The following is a 17,674-nucleotide window of genomic DNA, read 5'->3' as shown; positions in this document are numbered from 1 at the left end:
GTCAGTCTCCTTCTACCCGCAGCACCGAGACGACCCGCTGGACCACGCCGCTCGCATCGAGTGCGTCGACGGTGTCGCTGAGGTCCTGCTCGCGTGCCGTGTGCGTTCCGATCACCAGGCGCGCACTCTGCGCGTCGTCTCCGGTGACGATGGTCTGTTCGAGCGTCGCGATCGATACGCGCCCGTCGCTGAGGACGCCCGCCACGGCCGCCAGCACGCCGGGACGGTCCTCGACCTCGAGCGTGATCTGGTAGCGGGTCACCACGTGCCCGATCGGCACGACCGGCAGGTTGGCCCGCGTGGACTCCCCCACCCCGACGCCGCCGGCGATGTGACGGCGCGCCGCCGAGACCACGTCGCCGAGAACGGCGGAGGCGGTCTGGACGCCGCCCGCGCCGGCGCCGTAGAACATCAGATCGCCCGCGGCCTCGGCCTGCACGAACACGGCGTTGTTGGCGCCGTGGACGCTTGCGAGAGGGTGTTCCCGCGGCACGAGCGCGGGGTATACGCGCACCGAGATCGACTCGCCCGACGAGGACACCTCGGCGTCCGCGAGGCGCTCGCACACCGCGAGCAGCTTGATGACGAAGCCGGCCTTGCGCGCGGCATCCATCATGTCGGCGTCGATCTGCGTGATTCCCTCGCGGTGGACCGCGCTCAGCGGCACGGCCGTGTGGAAGGCGAGGGAGGCGAGGATGGCCGCCTTCTGCGCAGCGTCGTAGCCCTCGATGTCGGCGGTGGGGTCGGCCTCGGCGTACCCGAGCGCCTGAGCGTCGGCGAGGACCTCGGCGAAGTCCGACCCCTCGCGGTCCATGCGATCGAGGATGTAGTTGGTCGTGCCGTTGACGATGCCCATGATGCGCTGGACGCGATCGCCGGCGAGCGAGTCGCGCAGCGGCCGGATGATCGGGATCGCGCCGGCAGCAGCGGCCTCGTAGTAGATCGAGGCCCCCACCTGGTCGGCGGCCTCGAAGAGTTCCGGACCGTGGGTGGCGAGGAGCGCCTTGTTGGCCGTGACGATGTCGGCGCCCGCACCGATCGCCTGCAGGATGCTCGTACGGGCGGGCTCGATCCCGCCCATCAGCTCGATGACGATGTCGGAGCCGACGAGGAGGGACTCCGGGTCGGTCGTCAGGAGCTCGCGTGGGAGGTCGACGTCCCGGGGCGCGTCGAGGTCGCGGACCGAGATCCCCACCAGGTCGAGGGCGGCGCCCGCGCGGTCGGCGAGCTCGTCTCCGTGCTTGAGCAGCAGCGCGGCGACCTGCGAGCCGACGGCGCCGGCTCCGAGCAGGGCCACGCGCAGGCGGCGGTAGTCCGTCATTCGGCTCCTTCGGTGGGGATGCCCGCATCGCGTGCGAGCAGGTCGTCGATCGTCTCTCCGCGGACGATGATCCGCGCGGTGCCGTCCGAGACGGCGACCACGGGCGGGCGCGGGACGTAGTTGTAGTTGCTCGCGAGCGAGAAGCAGTAGGCACCCGTCGCGGGCACCGCGAGGAGGTCGCCCGGCGCGGTGTCGGCCGGGAGGTACTCGGCGTCGACGACGATGTCGCCGGACTCGCAGTGGCGCCCCACCACCCGCGCGAGCGTCGGCGGAGCCGCGCTGATGCGGCCGGCCAGGCGCGCGGAGTAGTCGGCGCCGTAGAGCGCCGGGCGGGCGTTGTCGCTCATCCCGCCGTCGACGCTCACGTACAGGCGCTCGAGGTCGGCGCTGACCCGGACGGACTTGGTGGTGCCGACCTCGTAGAGGGTGATGCCGGCACGCCCGACGATCGCACGCCCCGGCTCGAAAGCCAGCGTGGGAAGAGCGACGCCATGGGCGACGCACTCGCGAGCCACCGCGTCGACGATGCCGTCGGCGAGGTCCTCGATGTCGGTCGGGTCGTCGACGCTCGTGTAGGCGATGCCGAATCCGCCGCCGAGGTTGAGGACGGGCGCCTCGCCACCGGCGAGGAGCCGCGCGTGCACCTCGACGAGCCGGGACGCCGACTCGGCGAAGCCGGCCGTACCGAAGATCTGCGACCCGATGTGGCAGTGCAGACCGAGGAACCGGAGCGAGGGCAGGTCGCGGATGCGCGCGACGACCTCGTCGGCGTCGGCGAGGGCGAAACCGAACTTCTGGTCCTCGTGCGCGGTCGCGAGGAAGTCGTGGGTCTCGGCGTGGACACCGCTGTTGACGCGAACCAGCACGGGCTGCACCGCGCCTCGGGCAGCTGCGATCTCGGCGAGGCGATCGATCTCGATGAGGCTGTCGACGATGACCGAACCGACCCCCAGTTCGACGGCTCGGGCCAGTTCGAGACGGGACTTGTTGTTGCCGTGCAGCCCGATCAGGCCCGGGTCCGCACCCGCGGCGAGCGCGACGGCGAGCTCGCCGCCCGTGGCGACGTCGACGGCAAGACCCTCACCGGTCACCCAGCGCACGACCTCGGTGCTCAGGAACGCCTTGCTCGCGTAGTACACCCGTGCCGTGGTGCCGTGACGCTCGGCCGCGGCGGCGAAGGCACGCCGCACCCGTCGCGCCTGGCCGATCACGGCATCCTGGTCGAGCACGTAGAGAGGAGTGCCGAATCGCTCGGCGAGCTCGGTGGCGCTCACGCCTCCGACGGTCAGCACGCCGTCCGACGTGCGCGCACACGCGGGCGGCCACACCGCCTCGGCGAGATCGTTCGGATCGGCCGGAACACGCAGCCACTCCGGCACAGCGGGACGAACGTCGGACGCGGACACGAAGAACACCAATCGGGAAGAGCGTTGACCGCCCGGCAGACACGGCCGCGACGGTGCCGCCAGTCTAGGACACGCGCCGCTCGCCGCCCGTCCTCGTGACGCGCGGGGTCGGCGACCGCGGGCGCGGCGGTGCCGGAGCACCGGCAGCGGCCTCAGCCGCCGTCGGCGAGGCGCGCGACGGCGCGGGCGATGCGGACGGTGCGGGTCGCGGGCGAGGACGCCGTGAGGATCGGATGCAGCACCGAGTAGCGCTCGGCCGACCCGAGAGCGGCCAGCCGCGCCGCCGCGACCGGCGACGCGGCCAGCGCGGCCGCCAGGTCGTCGGGGACCTGGGCCGCGGCCTGCCCCGCGTACGCCCGGTCCCACCGGCCGTCGGAACGGGCACGATCGATCTCGACGCGTCCCCGATCACGCATGCGCCCCTCGCCGATGAGACGGTTCACGATCTCGACGTTGCGCTGCGACCAGATCGAACGCGCGCGCCGCGGGGTGAACAGCTGCAGGAACGTCTCCCCGTCCCGAGCGTTGCGGCGGCCGTCGATCCAGCCGCTGCACAGAGCCTCGTCGAGGGCGGCCGCATAGCTCAGCGACGTCGGTCGGGTGACGCCCTTCTTCGCGAGCACGAGCTGTACGCCGTCCGAGGTGCTCTCGTTCTCATCGAGCCACGACCGCCACGCTGCGGTGTCGATCAGCACCAGGGGTCCGCGGCCCTCGTCGTCCACCATCATCGCGCCTCCCGCTTGTAGCCTGGCCCAGGAGGCGACCATGGGCAATGAGCAGGTGCGCGGCGCGGCGCTGGACGAGCGGATCGGTGCGCTCAAGGAGCGCATCTACGCCACGGTCACGGGCCTGGCGATCCTCGCCGGCCTGCTGACGGCTGAGCACGTCACCGTGGCCGAGTCCATCTTCGCGCTGGTGATCGGCATCTTCGCGATCGCCGCCGCGGGTTTCGTCGCCGACGTGATCGCGCACCAGATCGGTCACCGAACATTCCCGCGCGGCCGCGAGCTCGCGCTGATGGCTCGGACCGCGGCCGTCGCCCTCGGCACCGCTTCGCTCGCCCTGGTCGCGCTCGTTGCCGTCGCGCTGCTCGTCGCCCACGGCCACTGAGAGCCGCCGCGCCGCTCAGTCGCAGGTGCCCTCCGCCTGCAGCGCCGGGTCGGAGATGATCCCGCCGTCGACATCGACCTCGGCCACCAGCGACGCCGGCTCCACACGGACCTCGCGCACCGTGAGCCCGGCCGGCAGGCGGTCGCGGACGCAGACGGGATAGTCGCGCAGCACCCGGTCGGCCACCGAGCCGAAGCGATCGCGCACGGCATCGGCGGTGAGCTCCGCGCCGGCGAGGCGCACGGCCCGCGGAGTGAGCACGATGTCGCCGTCCACGGCACTCGGGGTCAGATCGACGCCGAGCGGCACGCTCACCGCGAGGATCGGCAGCTCCACCTCGACCGTGACATCGGGAGGGTCGAGCGTGAGCCCCGCCTCGGGCACGCCGTCGACCTGGGCGAGGAGGGTCTGCAACTGGTCCTCGCCGAACACCACGGTCGCCTCGGCCGACCCGATGTCGCCGCCGTCCGCGCGGATCGGCACATCGCTGGCACGGACGGAGACGTCGGCGACGACATCGCCGAGCGGCACGTTCCGGCTCGAGATGTCGAGGCGGTCCAGCCGCCCGCCGATCACCTGGGGCAGCACGGGCTCGTCGAAGTCGACGTCGATGGGCTGATCCTCGGGAAGGGCGAGCTGGGTGATCACCTGCTGGCGCACGGTGTCGGTGAGGATGCTGCGGGTGATGTGCTCGGCGACGAACCAGGCGACGACGGCCAGCACGATCACGACGACGATCGCGATGATCCACGGGAGCCCGCCTCGTCGCCGGCGCGGCGGGCCGGCGACCGGCGCCGACGCGTCGGGGAGCGGCAGGGTGGGCTGGGTCTCGCCGCTCATCCGGGTCACATCCGCTCGGGTGCGCTCACGCCGAGAAGGTCGAGGCCGTTGCGCAGCACCTGACCCGTCGCGTCGTTGAGCCAGAGCCGGGTGCGGTGGAGGTCGGTGACCTCCTCGTCGCCCAACGGCGTCACCCGGCAGGTGTCGTACCAGCGGTGGTACAGGCTCGCCAGCTCTTCGAGGTAGCGGGCGACGCGGTGCGGCTCGCGCAGCTCGGCGGCGAAGGCGACGATGCGCGGGAACTCCTGCAGGGCGCCCAGCAGGGCCGACTCGGACTCGTGTGCCAGCAGTTCCGGGACGAACGCGTCGCGGGACACACCGGCGGATGCCGCGTTGCGCGCGACGTTGTGCGTGCGGGCGTGGGCGTACTGCACGTAGAAGACGGGGTTGTCATTGGTGCGCTTCTGCAGGATCTCGGGGTCGAGCGTCAGCGGCGAGTCGGCCGGGTAGCGCTCGAGCGAGTATCGCAGGGCATCGGTGCCCAGCCAGTCGCGCAGGTCGTCCAGCTCGATGATGTTGCCGGCGCGCTTGGACAGGCGCGCGCCGTTGATCGAGACGAGCTGTCCGATGAGCACCTCGATGTCCTTCTCGGGGTCATCGCCCGCGGCGCCGGCGAGCGCCTTGAGGCGGTGGACGTAGCCGTGGTGGTCGGCCCCGAGCAGGTAGATCTTGTGTGCGAAACCGCGATCGCCCTTGTTCAGGTAGTAAGCGGCGTCGGCCGCGAAATAGGTGTACTCGCCGTTGGAGCGCCGGATGACGCGATCCTTGTCGTCGCCGAAGTCGGTGGTCCGCACCCACACGGCCTCGTCCTGGTCGAACACGTGCCCTTGCGCCCGCAGACGGTCGACGGCCTGATCGACGAGGCTCGGACCACCGTCGGCGGGGGTCGCGTGCAGCAGCCGCTCGCTGAAGAAGACGTCGAAGTGCACGTTGAACTTCTCCAGCGACTGCTTCAGGTCGGCCATCTGCAGCTCGTACCCGAGGTCGAGTGCGATCTGCTCCTGCTCGTCCTGGGGCAGGCTCGTCAGGTCGGGGCGCGCCTCGAGCACGCGCTGCGCGAGCTCGTCGATGTAGGCGCCCGGGTAGCCGTCCTCCGGGGTGGGCTCGCCCTTCGCGCTCGCGAGCACCGAGCGGCCGAACCGCTGCATCTGCGCGCCGGCGTCGTTGATGTAGAACTCGCGCACGAGCTCGGCACCGCTCGCGAGGAGCAGCCGGGCGATCGCGTCGCCGAGGGCCGCCCACCGCGTGTGACCGATGTGCATCGGGCCTGTGGGGTTGGCGCTGACGAACTCGAGATTGATCGAGGCGCCGGCCTGGGTGTCGTTGTGGCCGAACGCGGCGCCCGCCTCGACGATCTGGCGGGCCAGGGCGCCGGCGGCGGCGGCGTCGAGGCGGATGTTGATGAACCCCGGACCGGCGACGTCGACGGATGCCACACCGGGAGTCTCGGCGAGAGCGACGGCGATCTCGGCGGCGAACTCGCGCGGGTTCGCCCCGACGGTCTTCGCGAGCTTGAGGGCGGCGTTGGAGGCCCAGTCGCCGTGGTCGCGGTTCTTGGGACGTTCGAACACGAAGTCGGCGGCGGTGAGCCCGTCGCTCGATCCCGGGCGTCGCGCCTCTGCGAGCGGGGCGACGACGGACAGGAGCGCTTCGGCGAGGGCATCGGGATTCATAGCCCTCCGATTCTAGGCGCGCCGCTGCCCCCTCCCCGCCCGCGCCGGGCGATCACGAGATCGAGACGAAGCCCACGTGGTCGTCGAGAGCGGCGTCGTCGAACTCCGGTGCGCCGCCGGCCACCTCGGCGTCGACGCGCAGATGGGTGAGCGCGATGTTGCCGCCGTAGTAGCTGAGGAAGGCGCAGTCGGCTGCGTCGCGCCCGGTCGCGATGCGCACGAGCCCGCGGCGGTTCGACAGTCTCGTGGCGTCCACGACGTACCAGACCCCATCGACGTAGGCCTCGGCGACGGCGTGGAAGTCCATCGGGCGCAGACCCGGTGCGTAGCACGCGACGTACCGCGTCGGCACGTCCATCGCCCGAAGCAGGGCGATCACGAGGTGCGCGTAGTCGCGGCACACCCCGTGCCCGCTGGCGAGAGTGGTCACCGCCGAATCGGTGCCGAGACTCAGCCCCGGACTGTAGATCGTGCTCGACGCGACGAAATCGCCCACGGCAGCGACGAGATCGCGCCCCTGCAGGCCGCCGAACTGCCGCCGCGCCTGCGCGAAGACCTCATCGGACTGCGCGTACCGGCTCGGGCGGAGATAGGCGATGGTCTCGCGCTCGTCCGTGCCGGCGACCGGTGCGGAGCCGTCGACGACGGCCTGGTAGCGAACCGAGACCACACCGGCTTCGCCCCGGATGCGGTGGAGGCGGCTGGCGAGCACCGAGTCCGGCGGGTCGAGGATCTCGGTGGCCGCGAGCTCTCGACCGCCGATCGAGACCGTCAGCCGCTCGGCCTGGAACGCCACCGAGCGGGCCGCGGCGATCTGGAGGATCACGTCGACCGGACCTGCCATCTCGAGGTCGAGCTCGGCCGTCAGGATGCGCTGCACCGGGCAATCCTCGCACGCGCGAAACCGCGCTCGGGCCGGGTCCCGTGCGACGGGCGTGTCAGGCTGGTGCACGACCCCGAGACTGGAGCGCAGCATGCCCGAGACCGTCACCCTCATCCGCTCCACAGCCCTGTCGAACGCCGCCGAGTACGCCTACGCGGCGACCGCGCCGGCCGATGCCCGGCTCATCTTCCTCGCCGGGTCGTGCCCGCTGGCCGCGGACGGATCCACGGTCGGCGTCGGCGACTACGCCGCGCAGGCGGCGTCCTGCATCCAGAACATGCGCACCGCGTTGGCGGCGGCCGGCGCCGGCATCGGGGACGTCATCAGCACGCGCGTGCTCGTCGCCTCTCGTGCGCAGGCCGACCTCGTCACCGCGTGGGAGGTCGTGCGCGACGCCTTCGGCGACCACGACGTGCCGAGCACCCTGATGGGGGTGACGGTCCTCGGCTACGACGATCAGCTCGTCGAGATCGAGGCGGTCGCCGCCGTTCGCGACGACCCGCCCCGCCCCGGCGCGCAGCACGACGAACCGGCCGCCGCAACCTCTTGACACGAAGGCCGCCGCGATGGTCGGCGGATGACGTACCCTCAGCGTGTGCCCTCCCGAATCGCACTCCCCCGCCGCCGCGCCGCTTGGGCCGTCTCGGCGGTGGCCATCGCCGCCGTTGCCGTCGTGCTGGCCGTCGCCTGGCGTCCCTGGGCGGCACCGGCGGGGACCGCTGCAGCATCGGGCACGAACGCGGTCTCGGTCGTGGCCGCCCAGCCGCTGAGCCTGCCGGCGCAGGCGCGCGTGCTGGTCTTCGGCGACTCCTGGACGTACGGCTCGGCCGCCACGGATCCGACCCTCGGCTACGCCTACGTCCTGGCCCAGCGCACCGGCTGGACGACGATCGTCGACGGCGTGCGGGGCAGCGGCTACCTCAAGCCCGGCATCGACGGCCCCTCGTTCGGTGACCGCATCGCAGCCCTCGATCCCGTTCTCGATCCCGACCTCGTGATCGTGCAGGGGTCGATCAACGACCGCAAGCAGGGCGCCGCGGGCTACCGCGACGCCGTGGACGCCGCGTGGGACGCTCTCGCGGCGACCTACCCCGACGCACGCATCGTGATCCTCGGACCCGCACCCCAGGTGCTCCCGGTCGAGACGCAGACAGCACGCATCGACCGCGACCTCGCCGATCTCGCCGCCGCGCGAGGCTGGTGGTATCTCTCCCCCATCGCGGAGGACTGGATCACCGACGCGAACTACCTCGACGTGATCGACACCGGCGCGACCGGTCGCGACCACCCCTCCACCGCCGGCCACGCCTACCTCGCCGACCGCCTCGCGGCCGACATCGCCGCCATCACCGAGGCGCCGGCCGTCGCGGCCGAACCCGCGCCCGAGCCTCTCGTTCCCTGACACCGCCGCATCCACCGCTGCGGCGGTCGGAGCACCGGCCACCGCAGTGATAGTCTCGATCGGCACGCCTCCGTAGCTCAGGGGATAGAGCGTTGGTTTCCGGTACCAAAGGTCGCTGGTTCGATTCCAGTCGGGGGCACAGTCACGAGAAGGGCAGTCGAGAGATCGGCTGCCCTTCGGCGTTCCCGCGGCCGAGCCTCGGCCGGCGTCAGTCGGCCAGGTGGATGCCGAAGTCGGTCCGGCCCGGATGGATGTCGCCGCGCAGCGCCCGCGTTCCCCGGTAGTCGCCGTCGCGGAGTGCCCGGTACCGCCGCGGCTGCTCCGCCCCGAGGCCCGCGATGCGCGCACGCAGGCGCTCCGCCTCGCGGTCGACGCCGGCGGCATCCAGCCCGTCTGCGTCGTAGACGACGTGCAGGTCGAGGGCCTCGATGCCGACGTACCAGAGCGCGCCGTGGGTGAGCGGGAAGAGCAGCGAGTCGAGGTCTCCGCTGATGCCGCGCGCTCCGATCGAGCGCACGCCGTCCCGAGAGTCCGCCGTCGCCGTAACGGCGCGGGACGCCGAGCTCGGGGTCCATGTCGCCGTATGCGAAGCCGTTGGTGAGCACGCGGTCGATCCACCCCTTGAGGATCGCCGGCGGCCCGTACCACCACAGCGGGAACTGCAGCACGAGCAGCTCGGCTGCGGCGAGCTTGCGCTGCTCCTCGATCACATCGTCGGGGAACGCCGCCTGCCCATACGCACCACCGGGCGCGCCGAAGGCCCGGCCGAGGGTGACGTCGAGCTCCTGGTCGGTGAAGACGGGGCGGAAGCCGTCGGCGTACAGATCGGACGTCGCCACCGTGTGCGTCTTCGCCAGCTCGTCGGCCCCGTCGCGGAACAGTCGAGCGTTCAGCGAGGACGAGCGCGGATGGGCCAGCACCCAGTGCGCGGCGTTCGGCGTCGGTTCGTGCGAGATGGTCATGATGCCTCCGGTCGGTCGGTGGATGGGTCGGCGAGGGCGCGGAGCACGCGGGAGAGGGAGAACCTTGCCGATTCGGCCCCGATCCGGCGTTCGAGCACCGATCGCGCGAGGGCGTCGCCGGCACCGACCACAGCTCGCGCGGCGGCGTGGTCGAGCCGCGCGCCGCAGGTCGCGAGCGCCACACGGCACAGCTCGAGATAGGCGTCCTCCGCCTCGCGGCGCACCTCGGCGAGCGTCGCCGAGCCGGCCAGAGCCGAGACGACGTCGGCCAGCTCACGCCCCTCGGCGAGCGAGCAGTCGATGTACGCGCCCGCCACGGCGGCGCAGACCGACGCCAGCGACGGGTCTGCGCCCGCCAGGGCGGCGGTCAGACTCGCACGCTGCTGCTCCTCGAACGCGCGATAGAGCTCGGCGATCGCGCCGGCGCGATCGCCGAAGTGGTCGTAGACGACCGGCTTGGTCACGCCGGCGCGCTCGGCGAGACGCCCGAGGGTGAACTCGTCGGTCCCCCCGTCGCGGATGAGCTCACGAGCGACGGCCAGCAGCTGCGCCCGACGCTCGTGTCGCGGCATCCGGCGCCGCCGCTGTTCGTCGCTCATCGGGCCTCCCGCTAAGTTACTCTTCGTAGCTTAGCGGACGCGGCAGGATGCGGGCGCTCGCCCGGCAGGTCGCGCCCCTATCCCCACCGGGAACAGACGCGACCTGCCATGCGGGCGGGCGACCGACGCCCGGCCGACGGGATCAGCTCGTGATCAGCTCGCTGTCGGCAGCACCCGGCAGCACCTCGCGCAACAGGTCGTCGAGCGTGACGACCCCGAGCAGCCGGTCGCCGTCGACGACCGTCGCCAACTGCACGTGCCCGCGGCGCATGCGTGCGAGGGCGTCATAGGCCGAGGCGTCCGGGGTCACGACCAGGGCCTCGCGGGCGATGTCGATCGCCGGGGTGCCGGGAGGGACGGCGAGGGTGTCGCGGACGTGCGCCACCCGGCTCGAGGCACCCTCCCCCACCAGGATGCGCAGGTGGCTCGACGACGCGGCGACGGCCTGCACGTCGGCGGCGGTCGCCGTCATCGGCACCGACGTGGGGACGCGGTCGGTGCGCACGATGTCGCCGACGGTCAGCGAGCCGAGCGCGATGGCCCGGGCGATGGGCTCGGAGTACTGCACCTCGAGCGTCCCCGCCGCGCGCGAGTGCGCGACGAGCTCGCGGATCGTGTCGGCATCCTGGCCACCGGCGGCGGCCTTCTCGACGGGCTCCACGCCCGATGCCTTCACGAGCCGGTTGGCGATGTGGTTGATCCACAGCAGGAACGGACGCAGTGGCCAGGTGAGCGCGCGGGCGGTGATTCCCGTCGCCTTCGCCGCGACCTCCGGGTGCGCGATCGCCCACGACTTCGGCGCCATCTCGCCGATGACGAGGTGCAGGAAGGTCACCACGACGAGGGCCAGCATGAACGCGATGACGTCGGCCAGCACGTAGGGCAGACCCCACTGCTCGAACACCGGCGCCAGCGCGTAGTCGATCGCCGGCTTGGTGATCGCGCCCAGCAGGAACGTGCACGCGGTGATGCCCAGCTGAGCGAACGCGAGCATGACGGTCAGCTCGTTGACCCCGCGCAACGCGGCGCGCGCCGAGGCACTGCGGTCGGCCTCCTCCTCCAGCCGGTGGCGTCGGGCGGCGAGGAGCGCGAACTCGACGATGACGAAGAACGCACTCGCGACGATGAGCGCGATCGTGATGATCGTGACGACCCACCAGCTCATCGGGTCACCTCCTCATCGGGCGCGCCGGCCGCGACGACGGCATCGCCGCCCTCGGCGTCGGCATCCAGGTCCACCTCGTGCAGGCGCACGACGAGCTCCGACGGGACGAGCCGCGCGACCTCGACCACCTCGACGTCCAGCCAGCGCTGCATCCGCAGGCCCTGAACGGTCTCGGACGCGCGCTCGGGCAGGTCGATTCGCACGAGAGCCCCCTCGGGCAGCAGGTCGCCGTGCTCGCTGATGATGAGTCCGGCGATGGTCTCGGCGTCGTCCCGCGGCAGGTCGTGGCCGATGAGCCGCTCGACCTCGTCGAGGTGGATGTCGCCGGGCAGGCGCCAATGGTCGTCGCCGACGCTGACGATCTCGTGGACGTCGAGGTCGTGCTCGTCCGAGATCTCGCCGATGACCTCCTCGGTCAGGTCCTCGATCGTGAGGATGCCGTCGAAGTTGCCGTATTCGTCGACGACGCACGCGAGCTCGTTGCGCGTCTGCCGCATGCGGTCGAGCGCGACGGGCAGCTGCATGGTCGTCGGAAGCACGACGGCCTCGCGCATCATCGTCGACACCGGCGCATCGTCGGCGTAATGGCCGCGCAGCAGGTCGATCAGCTCGACGACGCCGACGGGGTCGTCCTCGTGGCCGATGACCGGGTAGCGCGTGTGGCCCGTCGCCATGAGCGCGCGCACCTCGCCCACCGTCGTGTCGGGCGAGATCGAGTCGATGCGCGAGCGCGGCACCATCGCGTGCTCGACGTCGCGCTGCGGGAAGTCGAGGATGCGGTCGATGATCATCGACAGATCGTCGGGAAGGTCGCCGCTCGCGCGGGACTCCTCGATGATCGCCTCGAGGTCACGCGCGGTCGCGCTCTCGTCGACGTCCTCGAGAGGCTCGATGCGCAGCAGGCGCAGCAGCGCGTTCGCGGCGACGTCGAACACGGTGATCAGCCAGCCGAAGAGCATCAGATAGATACGGGTGGGCACCGCCAACGCGCGCGCGAGCGGCTCGGGACTCGCGATGGCGAGATTCTTCGGGTAGAGCTCGCCGAAGATCATCGTCACGACGGTCGCGAGCACCAGCGCCCCCACGGTACCGATCAGCACCGAGACGGACGGGTCGATGCCGACTCCGCCGAGGAGCGTGCCGATGGATTCGCCGATCAGAGGCTCGGCGACGTAGCCGATCATCAGGCCGGTCACGGTGATGCCGAGCTGCGCGCCCGAGAGCATGAAAGAGGTGCGCTTGGTGATGGCGAGCACGCGTGCTGCCTGCGCGTCGCCCTTCTCGGCCCGGGCCGCCATGCGCGACCGGTCGACCGACATGTAGGCGAACTCCTGCGCGACGAAGAATCCGCAGGCCGCGATGATCGCCAGCGTCAGCAGGATCCCCAACAACAGTGTCAGGACCGCTTCGGTCATTCGGTGTCACCCCCTCTCTCAGTGAGGGGGTACGAAGATCGACCCTCCTGGTCGGTGGAGGCACGGCGACGGCTCACGGGTGTTCTTTCTCGATAGGGCACGGGTGGGCGTCTACAGGATAGCCGCAAGTCCCCCCGGGCGACCGCCCGCACGGACCGTGCGACATCGGCCTCTGTCAAGCCGATGACGCGACTCCGCGGCATCCGTAGCGTGGGCGACACATCGACCGAATGGAGTACGGGATGCCGAAGCCCAAAGCCTGCCTGCTGATCCTCGTCGTGGGGGTCGCCGCCTACATCGCCGGAGCGAAGGCCGGGCGGGCCCGATACCGCGACATCAGCCACGCTGCGAAGCACCTCTGGGATGATCCCTCGTTGCGCAAGGCGCGCAAGCGTGCCCGCAAAGTCGTCGACTCCGCTGCGCGCAAGGCATCGAAGAAGCTCGGCGCCTGACCCGCCCGCACAGCGAAGCGCCCGAGACGGGAGGATGTCTCGGGCGCTTCGCTGTGATGCGACGGTCGTGAGGACCGCTGGTGCGAGGGTTGGGGACCGCGCCGCCTCCGACCCTCCGGTACGGGCCTCAGGAGGACTGCTCGTCCTCTTCGGGCTCGAAGGTGGATGCCGTCCCGGTGTGACCGGCGGCCACACCGTCGGGGTTCGAGGGAATGGTGCCGTCACCGCCGAGACCGCCCGGCTCGGGAGTCCCCTCGCTGTCGTGCTCGCCGGTGGGGACTTCGATGTCCGGACCCTCGTAGGCGTTCTCGTCGGTATCGCGGTGCGTCTCGTTCGAGGTCATCGTTTTCCTCTTCTCTCTGGGTGGCGGCCGCTTCGGGCCGAGGTCAGATGAACGGTGCGAGGGCGCCGGCCGTGAGCGCGAGCGCACCCGCGACGGCACCGGAGGCCGTGGCGGCGGCACGGATGTTGCGACGGACCATGCGCTTGCGGGCGCGGTTTCCCGGAGCATCCGTGGTGAGGAGCGAGTGCTGCGCCTCTTTCAGCGTCGCGTACCGGCCGATCGGTGTGGCGTGGCCGTCGAGGGCGATGTAATGGCCGTCCGACGACACGTCGATCGATCCGACGAACTCGCCGTCGGTGGAGGCGACGTAGAAGCCGGGCGCCACGGTCGACCAGGTGATGCGACGCGCGCTCAGGACGCGCGGGGCCGCCGGCTCGGCGAGGAGGCTGGTCATGCTGCGGTCGCCAGTTCTCCCGCGAGGGCGGGTGCGGCGGAGGCCTCGAGGGAGGCCGGTCCGGCCGCCGGCGCAGCCGCCGGGGCGTACTCGGCCAGATCGACCACCAATCCCGCCGACGATGTCGCCGACTTGGCCATCTCGGTCAGCAGGTTCGAGTCGAGCTTCTCGGGCTCGGCCGAGTCGAAGACGAACCGGAGGGGGATCGACGGCTGCAGCCAGATGGTCGAGCGCCCCGATGCAGAACCGTCGACGTGCTTCCACGTGAGCGTGAAGCTCTCGGAACGTCGCAGCTTCGTCGCCGCCAACACCTTCAGGTGGGCGAGCAGGCGGTCAGGGATCTCAATCGACTCGGAAGCGTTCCCGTAGAACAGCTGGCCCATGGTGGCTCCTCACAGATGCTGGATGACTTGTCGCTAACGCTACTAGTTGTGAAAGTATCTCGTCAAGTTAGTTATCTGATAAGTTATACCTACGAGCACAAGTGCGGAGGTGCACACATGACCGGTTTCTTCTACGACAACGACCGCCAGCGCGCGACCAGCGCCCTGGAGGCCCTGCGCCTCTACCAGGCGGCGGAAGCGGCGATGCGCCGTCGTACGCGCGAGTCGATGTCGATGGGCGAGAACGAGCTCCTGGTCATCCGGCAGTTGCTGCGCGCGCAGTCGCGCGGCTTGCAGGTCAAACCCGGAGACGTTGCGAAGTACCTCGGGATCTCGACCGCCAGCACGACGAGTCTGCTCGACAGACTGGAGAGCTCCGGTTATCTACGCCGAGTCCCGCACCCGAGCGATCGGCGCAGCGTCTATCTCGAGCCCACCGAGCGTGCGGACGACGAGGTCAGATCCACGCTCTCTGCCATGCACGATCGCATGCACCAGGTGGCGGCCGACACGTCGGCCGAGGCGACGGAAGCCGTCATCGACTTCCTCTCCCGGATGCAGGATGCCGTCGACTCGGTCGAGCCGGCGTCTGCACTCCGGCGCTGACGGACGTTCCTCCGCTCTTCCGCGCCATCACGAGCCGGAAGGCTGACAGAACGGGCACCACCAGGTCCGGCGCCGCTGCGGATCGTCGGCGACCTCGGCCCGCACGCGGATCATCGTCCCGCAGCGAAGACACGGCTTGCCGGCACGACCCGCGACCCAGTGGGACCGGCCCGGTCGCCGGTCCCCCGTCGTCACCTGATACATCCCGGCGACGGTCGCCGAGAGTCGAAGCGCACGAGCCGCCCGATCCACGAGCGCATCCGCGTCGACGGCACCGGCCGGAGCGAACGGATGCGCCCCGGAGAGGAACGCGAGCTCGTTGACCCACAGGTTTCCGAGTCCCGCGATGATCCGCTGGTCGAGCAAGGCGGCGACGAGGGGGCGATCCGCAGCCGACCGCAGCCTCCGGGCCGCCTCGGCGGCATCCCAATCGGGTCGCAGCGGGTCCGGACCCAGGTGCGCGAGAGCGGCTCGCACCGAGGACGCGCGGAGCATCTCGACCACGGGCATGTCGATTCCCCAGAGGGTGCTCCCGTCATCGAGCGACGCTCGCACGCGCACCGCCGACCTCAGCCGCGCCGGCACCGACCGTCCTGCCCGGGTGACCGACCACGACCCCTGCATGAGCAGGTGCGTGTGCAACGCCCATCCCGGGTCCAGTGTGGTGACCAGGTGCTTGCCGTGCGTGTCGAAGCCGCCGATCGCCAGACCTGCCAGCGATGTCCCCGCCGCCGTTCCTGACCGGAGCTCTCCGGCGACGATGCGCCGGTGCGCGACCTGCCGCCGAAGGCGGTCGGCCAGCCGGTAGACGCTGTCACCTTCGGGCACGACGAGTTCCCGGGGGTGTTCGACGGCGCACATCGACAGTCTGCCCGCGTTCTAGACCGCCGGACGTATTTCGTCAACTGTTCGAGTACGGTGGGGCGTCTGGCGATGATGACCTCATGACTGAGATCACCGCACACAAAGGCCTCTTCAACGACGTCGAGCTGCACGTCGACGACACCGGCGGCAGCGGCCGTCCGGTCGTGCTCATCCACGGCTGGCCGCTGTCGGCCGAATCATGGTCCGAGCAGATCCCGGCTCTCGCCGCCGCCGGATACCGTGTGGTCGCCTACGACCGCCGCGGCTTCGGCCGGAGCGACAAGCCGCGCTCGGGCTACGACTACAACACCTTCGCCTCCGATCTCGCCGCGGTGCTCGAGACCCTGGATCTGCGGGACGTGACGCTCGTCGGATTCTCGATGGGCGGCGGCGAGGTCGCCCGTTACATCGCCAATCACGGCCAGGACCGGCTGCGCAGCGTCGTCTTCGCCGCGGCGGTGCCTCCCTATCTCGCCCAGACCCCCGACAACCCGGAGGGCCCGCTGACGCAGGAGCAGGCCGACGAGATGGAGAACGGCCTCAAGGAGGACGAGGCGACGTTCTACGACGGGTTCACGACCCAGTTCTTCTCGGTCGACGGCGATCTCAAGGTCACCGAGGAGCAGCGTCAGCAGGCGATCGCGCTGACACGACAGGCCGACCACCACGCTGCGCTCAAGTCGATGGAGGCCTTCGGCACCACCGACTTCCGCCGTGACCTCGAGGCCGTCACCGTGCCCGCCCTGGTCATCCACGGTTCGGGCGACGGCACCGTCCCCTTCGAGGGCTCGGGGAAGCGCACGCACGAGCAGCTCGCGGGAAGCGAGCTCGTCCTGATCGACGACGCACCGCACGGTCTGAATGTCAGCCACGCGGGGCGGTTCAACGAGGCGCTGCTCGCCTTCCTCGCGAAGTGACGCGCTGATCGAACGAAGGGCCGTCCCGCTCCACGCGGGACGGCCCTTCGTTCGATGACCGGGCGATCGTCTCGTTCAGAGATCGAGCTTCTCGTTGCGACCCTCGTAGGTCTCGCCCGTGATCTTCGATTTGATCAGGCCGATCGCCGTCGCGACGCGTCCGCCGGCGCTGCTCCAGTACTCCCCCGAGACGGCATCGATCCGCAGCAGCGTGACGCGGGGATCGTCGGGCCCGTCGGGGAACCAGGCCTCCAGGGTGCTCGACCAGTAGTGGCCGAGCCGGGCGCGGTCGTCCACGATCCGGGCCTCCCCGGCCAGCGACACCCAGGCGTCGTTCGTGCTCAGTGCGACCCCGACGCCCGGTCGCTCGCCCACGTGGGCGGCCACCGACGACTCACGATCCACGACGAACCAGAGGTCGCCGTCGAACTCCGCCTCCTGCACGGTGAGCGGGCGGGCCGTGAGCTTGCCGTCGGCGTCGGCGGTCGTCACCATCGCGAACCGGAAGTCCGGCAACAGCTCGGCGAGGGTCGTGCGGGGATCTTCCGTGTCGCTCATGGCTCCTCCTTCATCGCGGCATCCGGGCGTGGGCGCCGTGTCCTTACACTGACATCGCCCGGGCCGGCGGCGCTCCTGCTTGACAGGGGGCGCTCAGCCTCCCGACGGGTTCTCGAGCGGATCGCCGTCCGCGTCCGTCGTCGTGTCGGAACCGTCTGTTTCGTCGGGGGCCGGCTCGTCGGGCGCCGCGCTCGGCGATCCCGGGAACGCGGAGGCTCCGCCCGTCGTGGTTCCGGTCTCGACGCCGTCGCCGGCGTCGCCCGGCTCGGCCCCGGGGCGGGTGTGCGGGTCGGTCATGGTGCGCTCCTTCGTCTTCTCGCGGTGACCCCAGAGGCTACGTCCGCCGCGGCGGCGCCGCGAAGGGCATTGACAGTCCCCCAG

The 17,674-nt window shown here is 71.0% G+C and carries 22 protein-coding genes, 1 tRNA gene and 1 pseudogene; 7 read left to right on the top strand and 17 right to left on the bottom strand.

Features of this window, described 5'->3' with window-relative positions; all coding sequences use genetic code 11:
• Position 1: 1 nt before the first annotated feature.
• The 3 genes from HW566_RS13280 to HW566_RS13270 all read right to left on the bottom strand — a co-directional run bounded on the left by HW566_RS13280 (position 2) and on the right by HW566_RS13270 (position 3,452).
• Positions 2-1,321, bottom strand: coding sequence for a homoserine dehydrogenase (locus HW566_RS13280; RefSeq protein WP_178013605.1), 1,320 nt, complete (start codon positions 1,319-1,321; stop codon positions 2-4).
• Positions 1,318-2,727, bottom strand: coding sequence for a diaminopimelate decarboxylase (gene lysA, locus HW566_RS13275; RefSeq protein WP_178013603.1), 1,410 nt, complete (start codon positions 2,725-2,727; stop codon positions 1,318-1,320). The genes HW566_RS13280 and lysA overlap by 4 nt, the downstream gene beginning before the upstream one ends.
• Positions 2,728-2,879: 152 nt before the next feature.
• On the bottom strand, positions 2,880-3,452 hold the full coding sequence (locus tag HW566_RS13270) for a YdeI/OmpD-associated family protein (RefSeq protein ID WP_178013601.1): 573 nt from the start codon (positions 3,450-3,452) through the stop codon (positions 2,880-2,882).
• A gap of 40 nt (positions 3,453-3,492) precedes the next feature.
• Here HW566_RS13270 and HW566_RS13265 point away from each other — a divergent pair, with 40 nt between their 5' ends.
• Entirely contained in the window at positions 3,493-3,837 is a 345-nt protein-coding gene (locus HW566_RS13265) for a hypothetical protein (RefSeq protein ID WP_178013599.1), read from the top strand.
• A 15-nt stretch (positions 3,838-3,852) separates the two neighbouring features.
• On the opposite strand, the gene HW566_RS13260 is transcribed toward HW566_RS13265, so the two are convergent.
• From HW566_RS13260 to HW566_RS13250, 3 genes are read right to left on the bottom strand one after another with little or no spacing between them, the layout of a single operon-like run.
• Positions 3,853-4,677 (bottom strand): LmeA family phospholipid-binding protein, encoded by an 825-nt coding sequence (locus HW566_RS13260; protein ID WP_178013597.1) that lies wholly within the window; start codon positions 4,675-4,677, stop codon positions 3,853-3,855.
• 5 nt (positions 4,678-4,682) lie between these two features.
• Positions 4,683-6,350 (bottom strand): arginine--tRNA ligase, encoded by a 1,668-nt coding sequence (locus tag HW566_RS13255; protein WP_178013595.1) that lies wholly within the window; start codon positions 6,348-6,350, stop codon positions 4,683-4,685.
• Between the two features lie 52 nt (positions 6,351-6,402).
• Positions 6,403-7,230, bottom strand: coding sequence for a transglutaminase-like domain-containing protein (locus HW566_RS13250; protein ID WP_178013594.1), 828 nt, complete (start codon positions 7,228-7,230; stop codon positions 6,403-6,405).
• Positions 7,231-7,324: 94 nt separating this feature from the next.
• Here HW566_RS13250 and HW566_RS13245 point away from each other — a divergent pair, with 94 nt between their 5' ends.
• The 3 genes from HW566_RS13245 (at position 7,325) to HW566_RS13235 (ending at position 8,774) form a co-directional block, all read left to right on the top strand.
• Positions 7,325-7,783 carry a RidA family protein gene (locus HW566_RS13245; RefSeq protein ID WP_178013592.1) on the top strand — a complete coding sequence of 153 codons (459 nt, stop codon included), beginning with the start codon at positions 7,325-7,327 and terminating at the stop codon, positions 7,781-7,783.
• 45 nt (positions 7,784-7,828) lie between these two features.
• The gene (locus HW566_RS13240) at positions 7,829-8,635 is read left to right on the top strand and encodes an SGNH/GDSL hydrolase family protein (RefSeq protein WP_256728718.1); all 807 of its coding nucleotides are present in this window, start codon (positions 7,829-7,831) and stop codon (positions 8,633-8,635) included.
• A 66-nt stretch (positions 8,636-8,701) separates the two neighbouring features.
• A tRNA-Arg gene (locus tag HW566_RS13235) sits at positions 8,702-8,774 on the top strand.
• 69 nt (positions 8,775-8,843) lie between these two features.
• On the opposite strand, the gene HW566_RS16255 is transcribed toward HW566_RS13235, so the two are convergent.
• The 5 genes and pseudogenes from HW566_RS16255 to HW566_RS13215 all read right to left on the bottom strand — a co-directional run bounded on the left by HW566_RS16255 (position 8,844) and on the right by HW566_RS13215 (position 12,776).
• Positions 8,844-9,152, bottom strand: coding sequence for a hypothetical protein (locus tag HW566_RS16255; protein ID WP_372955779.1), 309 nt, complete (start codon positions 9,150-9,152; stop codon positions 8,844-8,846).
• A gap of 52 nt (positions 9,153-9,204) precedes the next feature.
• Positions 9,205-9,597 (bottom strand): annotated as a pseudogene (locus tag HW566_RS16250) (NAD(P)H-dependent oxidoreductase); the annotation flags it as partial.
• Positions 9,594-10,196 (bottom strand): TetR/AcrR family transcriptional regulator, encoded by a 603-nt coding sequence (locus HW566_RS13225; RefSeq protein WP_218621630.1) that lies wholly within the window; start codon positions 10,194-10,196, stop codon positions 9,594-9,596. The pseudogene HW566_RS16250 and the gene HW566_RS13225, both read right to left, overlap by 4 nt.
• A gap of 142 nt (positions 10,197-10,338) precedes the next feature.
• Positions 10,339-11,361, bottom strand: a complete 1,023-nt coding sequence (locus HW566_RS13220; protein WP_178013588.1) for a CNNM domain-containing protein — start codon at positions 11,359-11,361, stop codon at positions 10,339-10,341.
• Complete coding sequence (locus HW566_RS13215) at positions 11,358-12,776, bottom strand: hemolysin family protein (protein WP_178013586.1); 1,419 nt, start codon at positions 12,774-12,776, stop codon at positions 11,358-11,360. Before HW566_RS13215 ends, HW566_RS13220 begins: the two co-directional genes overlap by 4 nt.
• Positions 12,777-13,018: 242 nt before the next feature.
• On the opposite strand from HW566_RS13215, the gene HW566_RS13210 reads away from it, so the two are divergent.
• Complete coding sequence (locus tag HW566_RS13210) at positions 13,019-13,228, top strand: hypothetical protein (RefSeq protein WP_178013584.1); 210 nt, start codon at positions 13,019-13,021, stop codon at positions 13,226-13,228.
• A 127-nt stretch (positions 13,229-13,355) separates the two neighbouring features.
• Here HW566_RS13210 and HW566_RS13205 read toward each other — a convergent pair whose 3' ends face one another.
• Genes HW566_RS13205 through HW566_RS13195 form a run of 3 tightly spaced genes read right to left on the bottom strand, consistent with a single transcriptional unit; the run spans position 13,356 to position 14,348 of the window.
• Positions 13,356-13,571: a hypothetical protein gene (locus HW566_RS13205; RefSeq protein ID WP_178009312.1), complete on the bottom strand. Its 216-nt coding sequence runs from the start codon at positions 13,569-13,571 to the stop codon at positions 13,356-13,358.
• Positions 13,572-13,614: 43 nt separating this feature from the next.
• Positions 13,615-13,965 (bottom strand): peptide ABC transporter permease, encoded by a 351-nt coding sequence (locus HW566_RS13200; protein ID WP_178013582.1) that lies wholly within the window; start codon positions 13,963-13,965, stop codon positions 13,615-13,617.
• The gene (locus HW566_RS13195; RefSeq protein ID WP_178013580.1) at positions 13,962-14,348 is read right to left on the bottom strand and encodes a DUF7882 family protein; all 387 of its coding nucleotides are present in this window, start codon (positions 14,346-14,348) and stop codon (positions 13,962-13,964) included. Before HW566_RS13195 ends, HW566_RS13200 begins: the two co-directional genes overlap by 4 nt.
• A 117-nt stretch (positions 14,349-14,465) precedes the next feature.
• Here HW566_RS13195 and HW566_RS13190 point away from each other — a divergent pair, with 117 nt between their 5' ends.
• Positions 14,466-14,954 carry a MarR family winged helix-turn-helix transcriptional regulator gene (locus HW566_RS13190; protein ID WP_178013578.1) on the top strand — a complete coding sequence of 163 codons (489 nt, stop codon included), beginning with the start codon at positions 14,466-14,468 and terminating at the stop codon, positions 14,952-14,954.
• 27 nt (positions 14,955-14,981) lie between these two features.
• Here the strand turns inward: HW566_RS13190 and HW566_RS13185 are convergent, their stop codons facing one another.
• Positions 14,982-15,815, bottom strand: a complete 834-nt coding sequence (locus tag HW566_RS13185) for a DNA-formamidopyrimidine glycosylase family protein (RefSeq protein ID WP_256728717.1) — start codon at positions 15,813-15,815, stop codon at positions 14,982-14,984.
• Positions 15,816-15,898: 83 nt separating this feature from the next.
• Here HW566_RS13185 and HW566_RS13180 point away from each other — a divergent pair, with 83 nt between their 5' ends.
• Positions 15,899-16,735, top strand: coding sequence for an alpha/beta fold hydrolase (locus HW566_RS13180; RefSeq protein WP_178013576.1), 837 nt, complete (start codon positions 15,899-15,901; stop codon positions 16,733-16,735).
• 75 nt (positions 16,736-16,810) lie between these two features.
• Here HW566_RS13180 and HW566_RS13175 read toward each other — a convergent pair whose 3' ends face one another.
• Together HW566_RS13175 and HW566_RS13170 are read right to left on the bottom strand one after the other, a co-directional pair.
• Positions 16,811-17,293 (bottom strand): pyridoxamine 5'-phosphate oxidase family protein, encoded by a 483-nt coding sequence (locus tag HW566_RS13175; protein WP_178013574.1) that lies wholly within the window; start codon positions 17,291-17,293, stop codon positions 16,811-16,813.
• Positions 17,294-17,386: 93 nt separating this feature from the next.
• Positions 17,387-17,590 carry a hypothetical protein gene (locus tag HW566_RS13170; protein WP_178013573.1) on the bottom strand — a complete coding sequence of 68 codons (204 nt, stop codon included), beginning with the start codon at positions 17,588-17,590 and terminating at the stop codon, positions 17,387-17,389.
• Between the last annotated feature and the right edge of the window lie 84 nt (positions 17,591-17,674).

It is taken from the genome of Microbacterium oleivorans (assembly GCF_013389665.1).
Lineage (GTDB): Bacteria > Actinomycetota > Actinomycetes > Actinomycetales > Microbacteriaceae > Microbacterium > Microbacterium oleivorans_C.
This window is presented reverse-complemented; position numbering and strand designations above follow the sequence as displayed.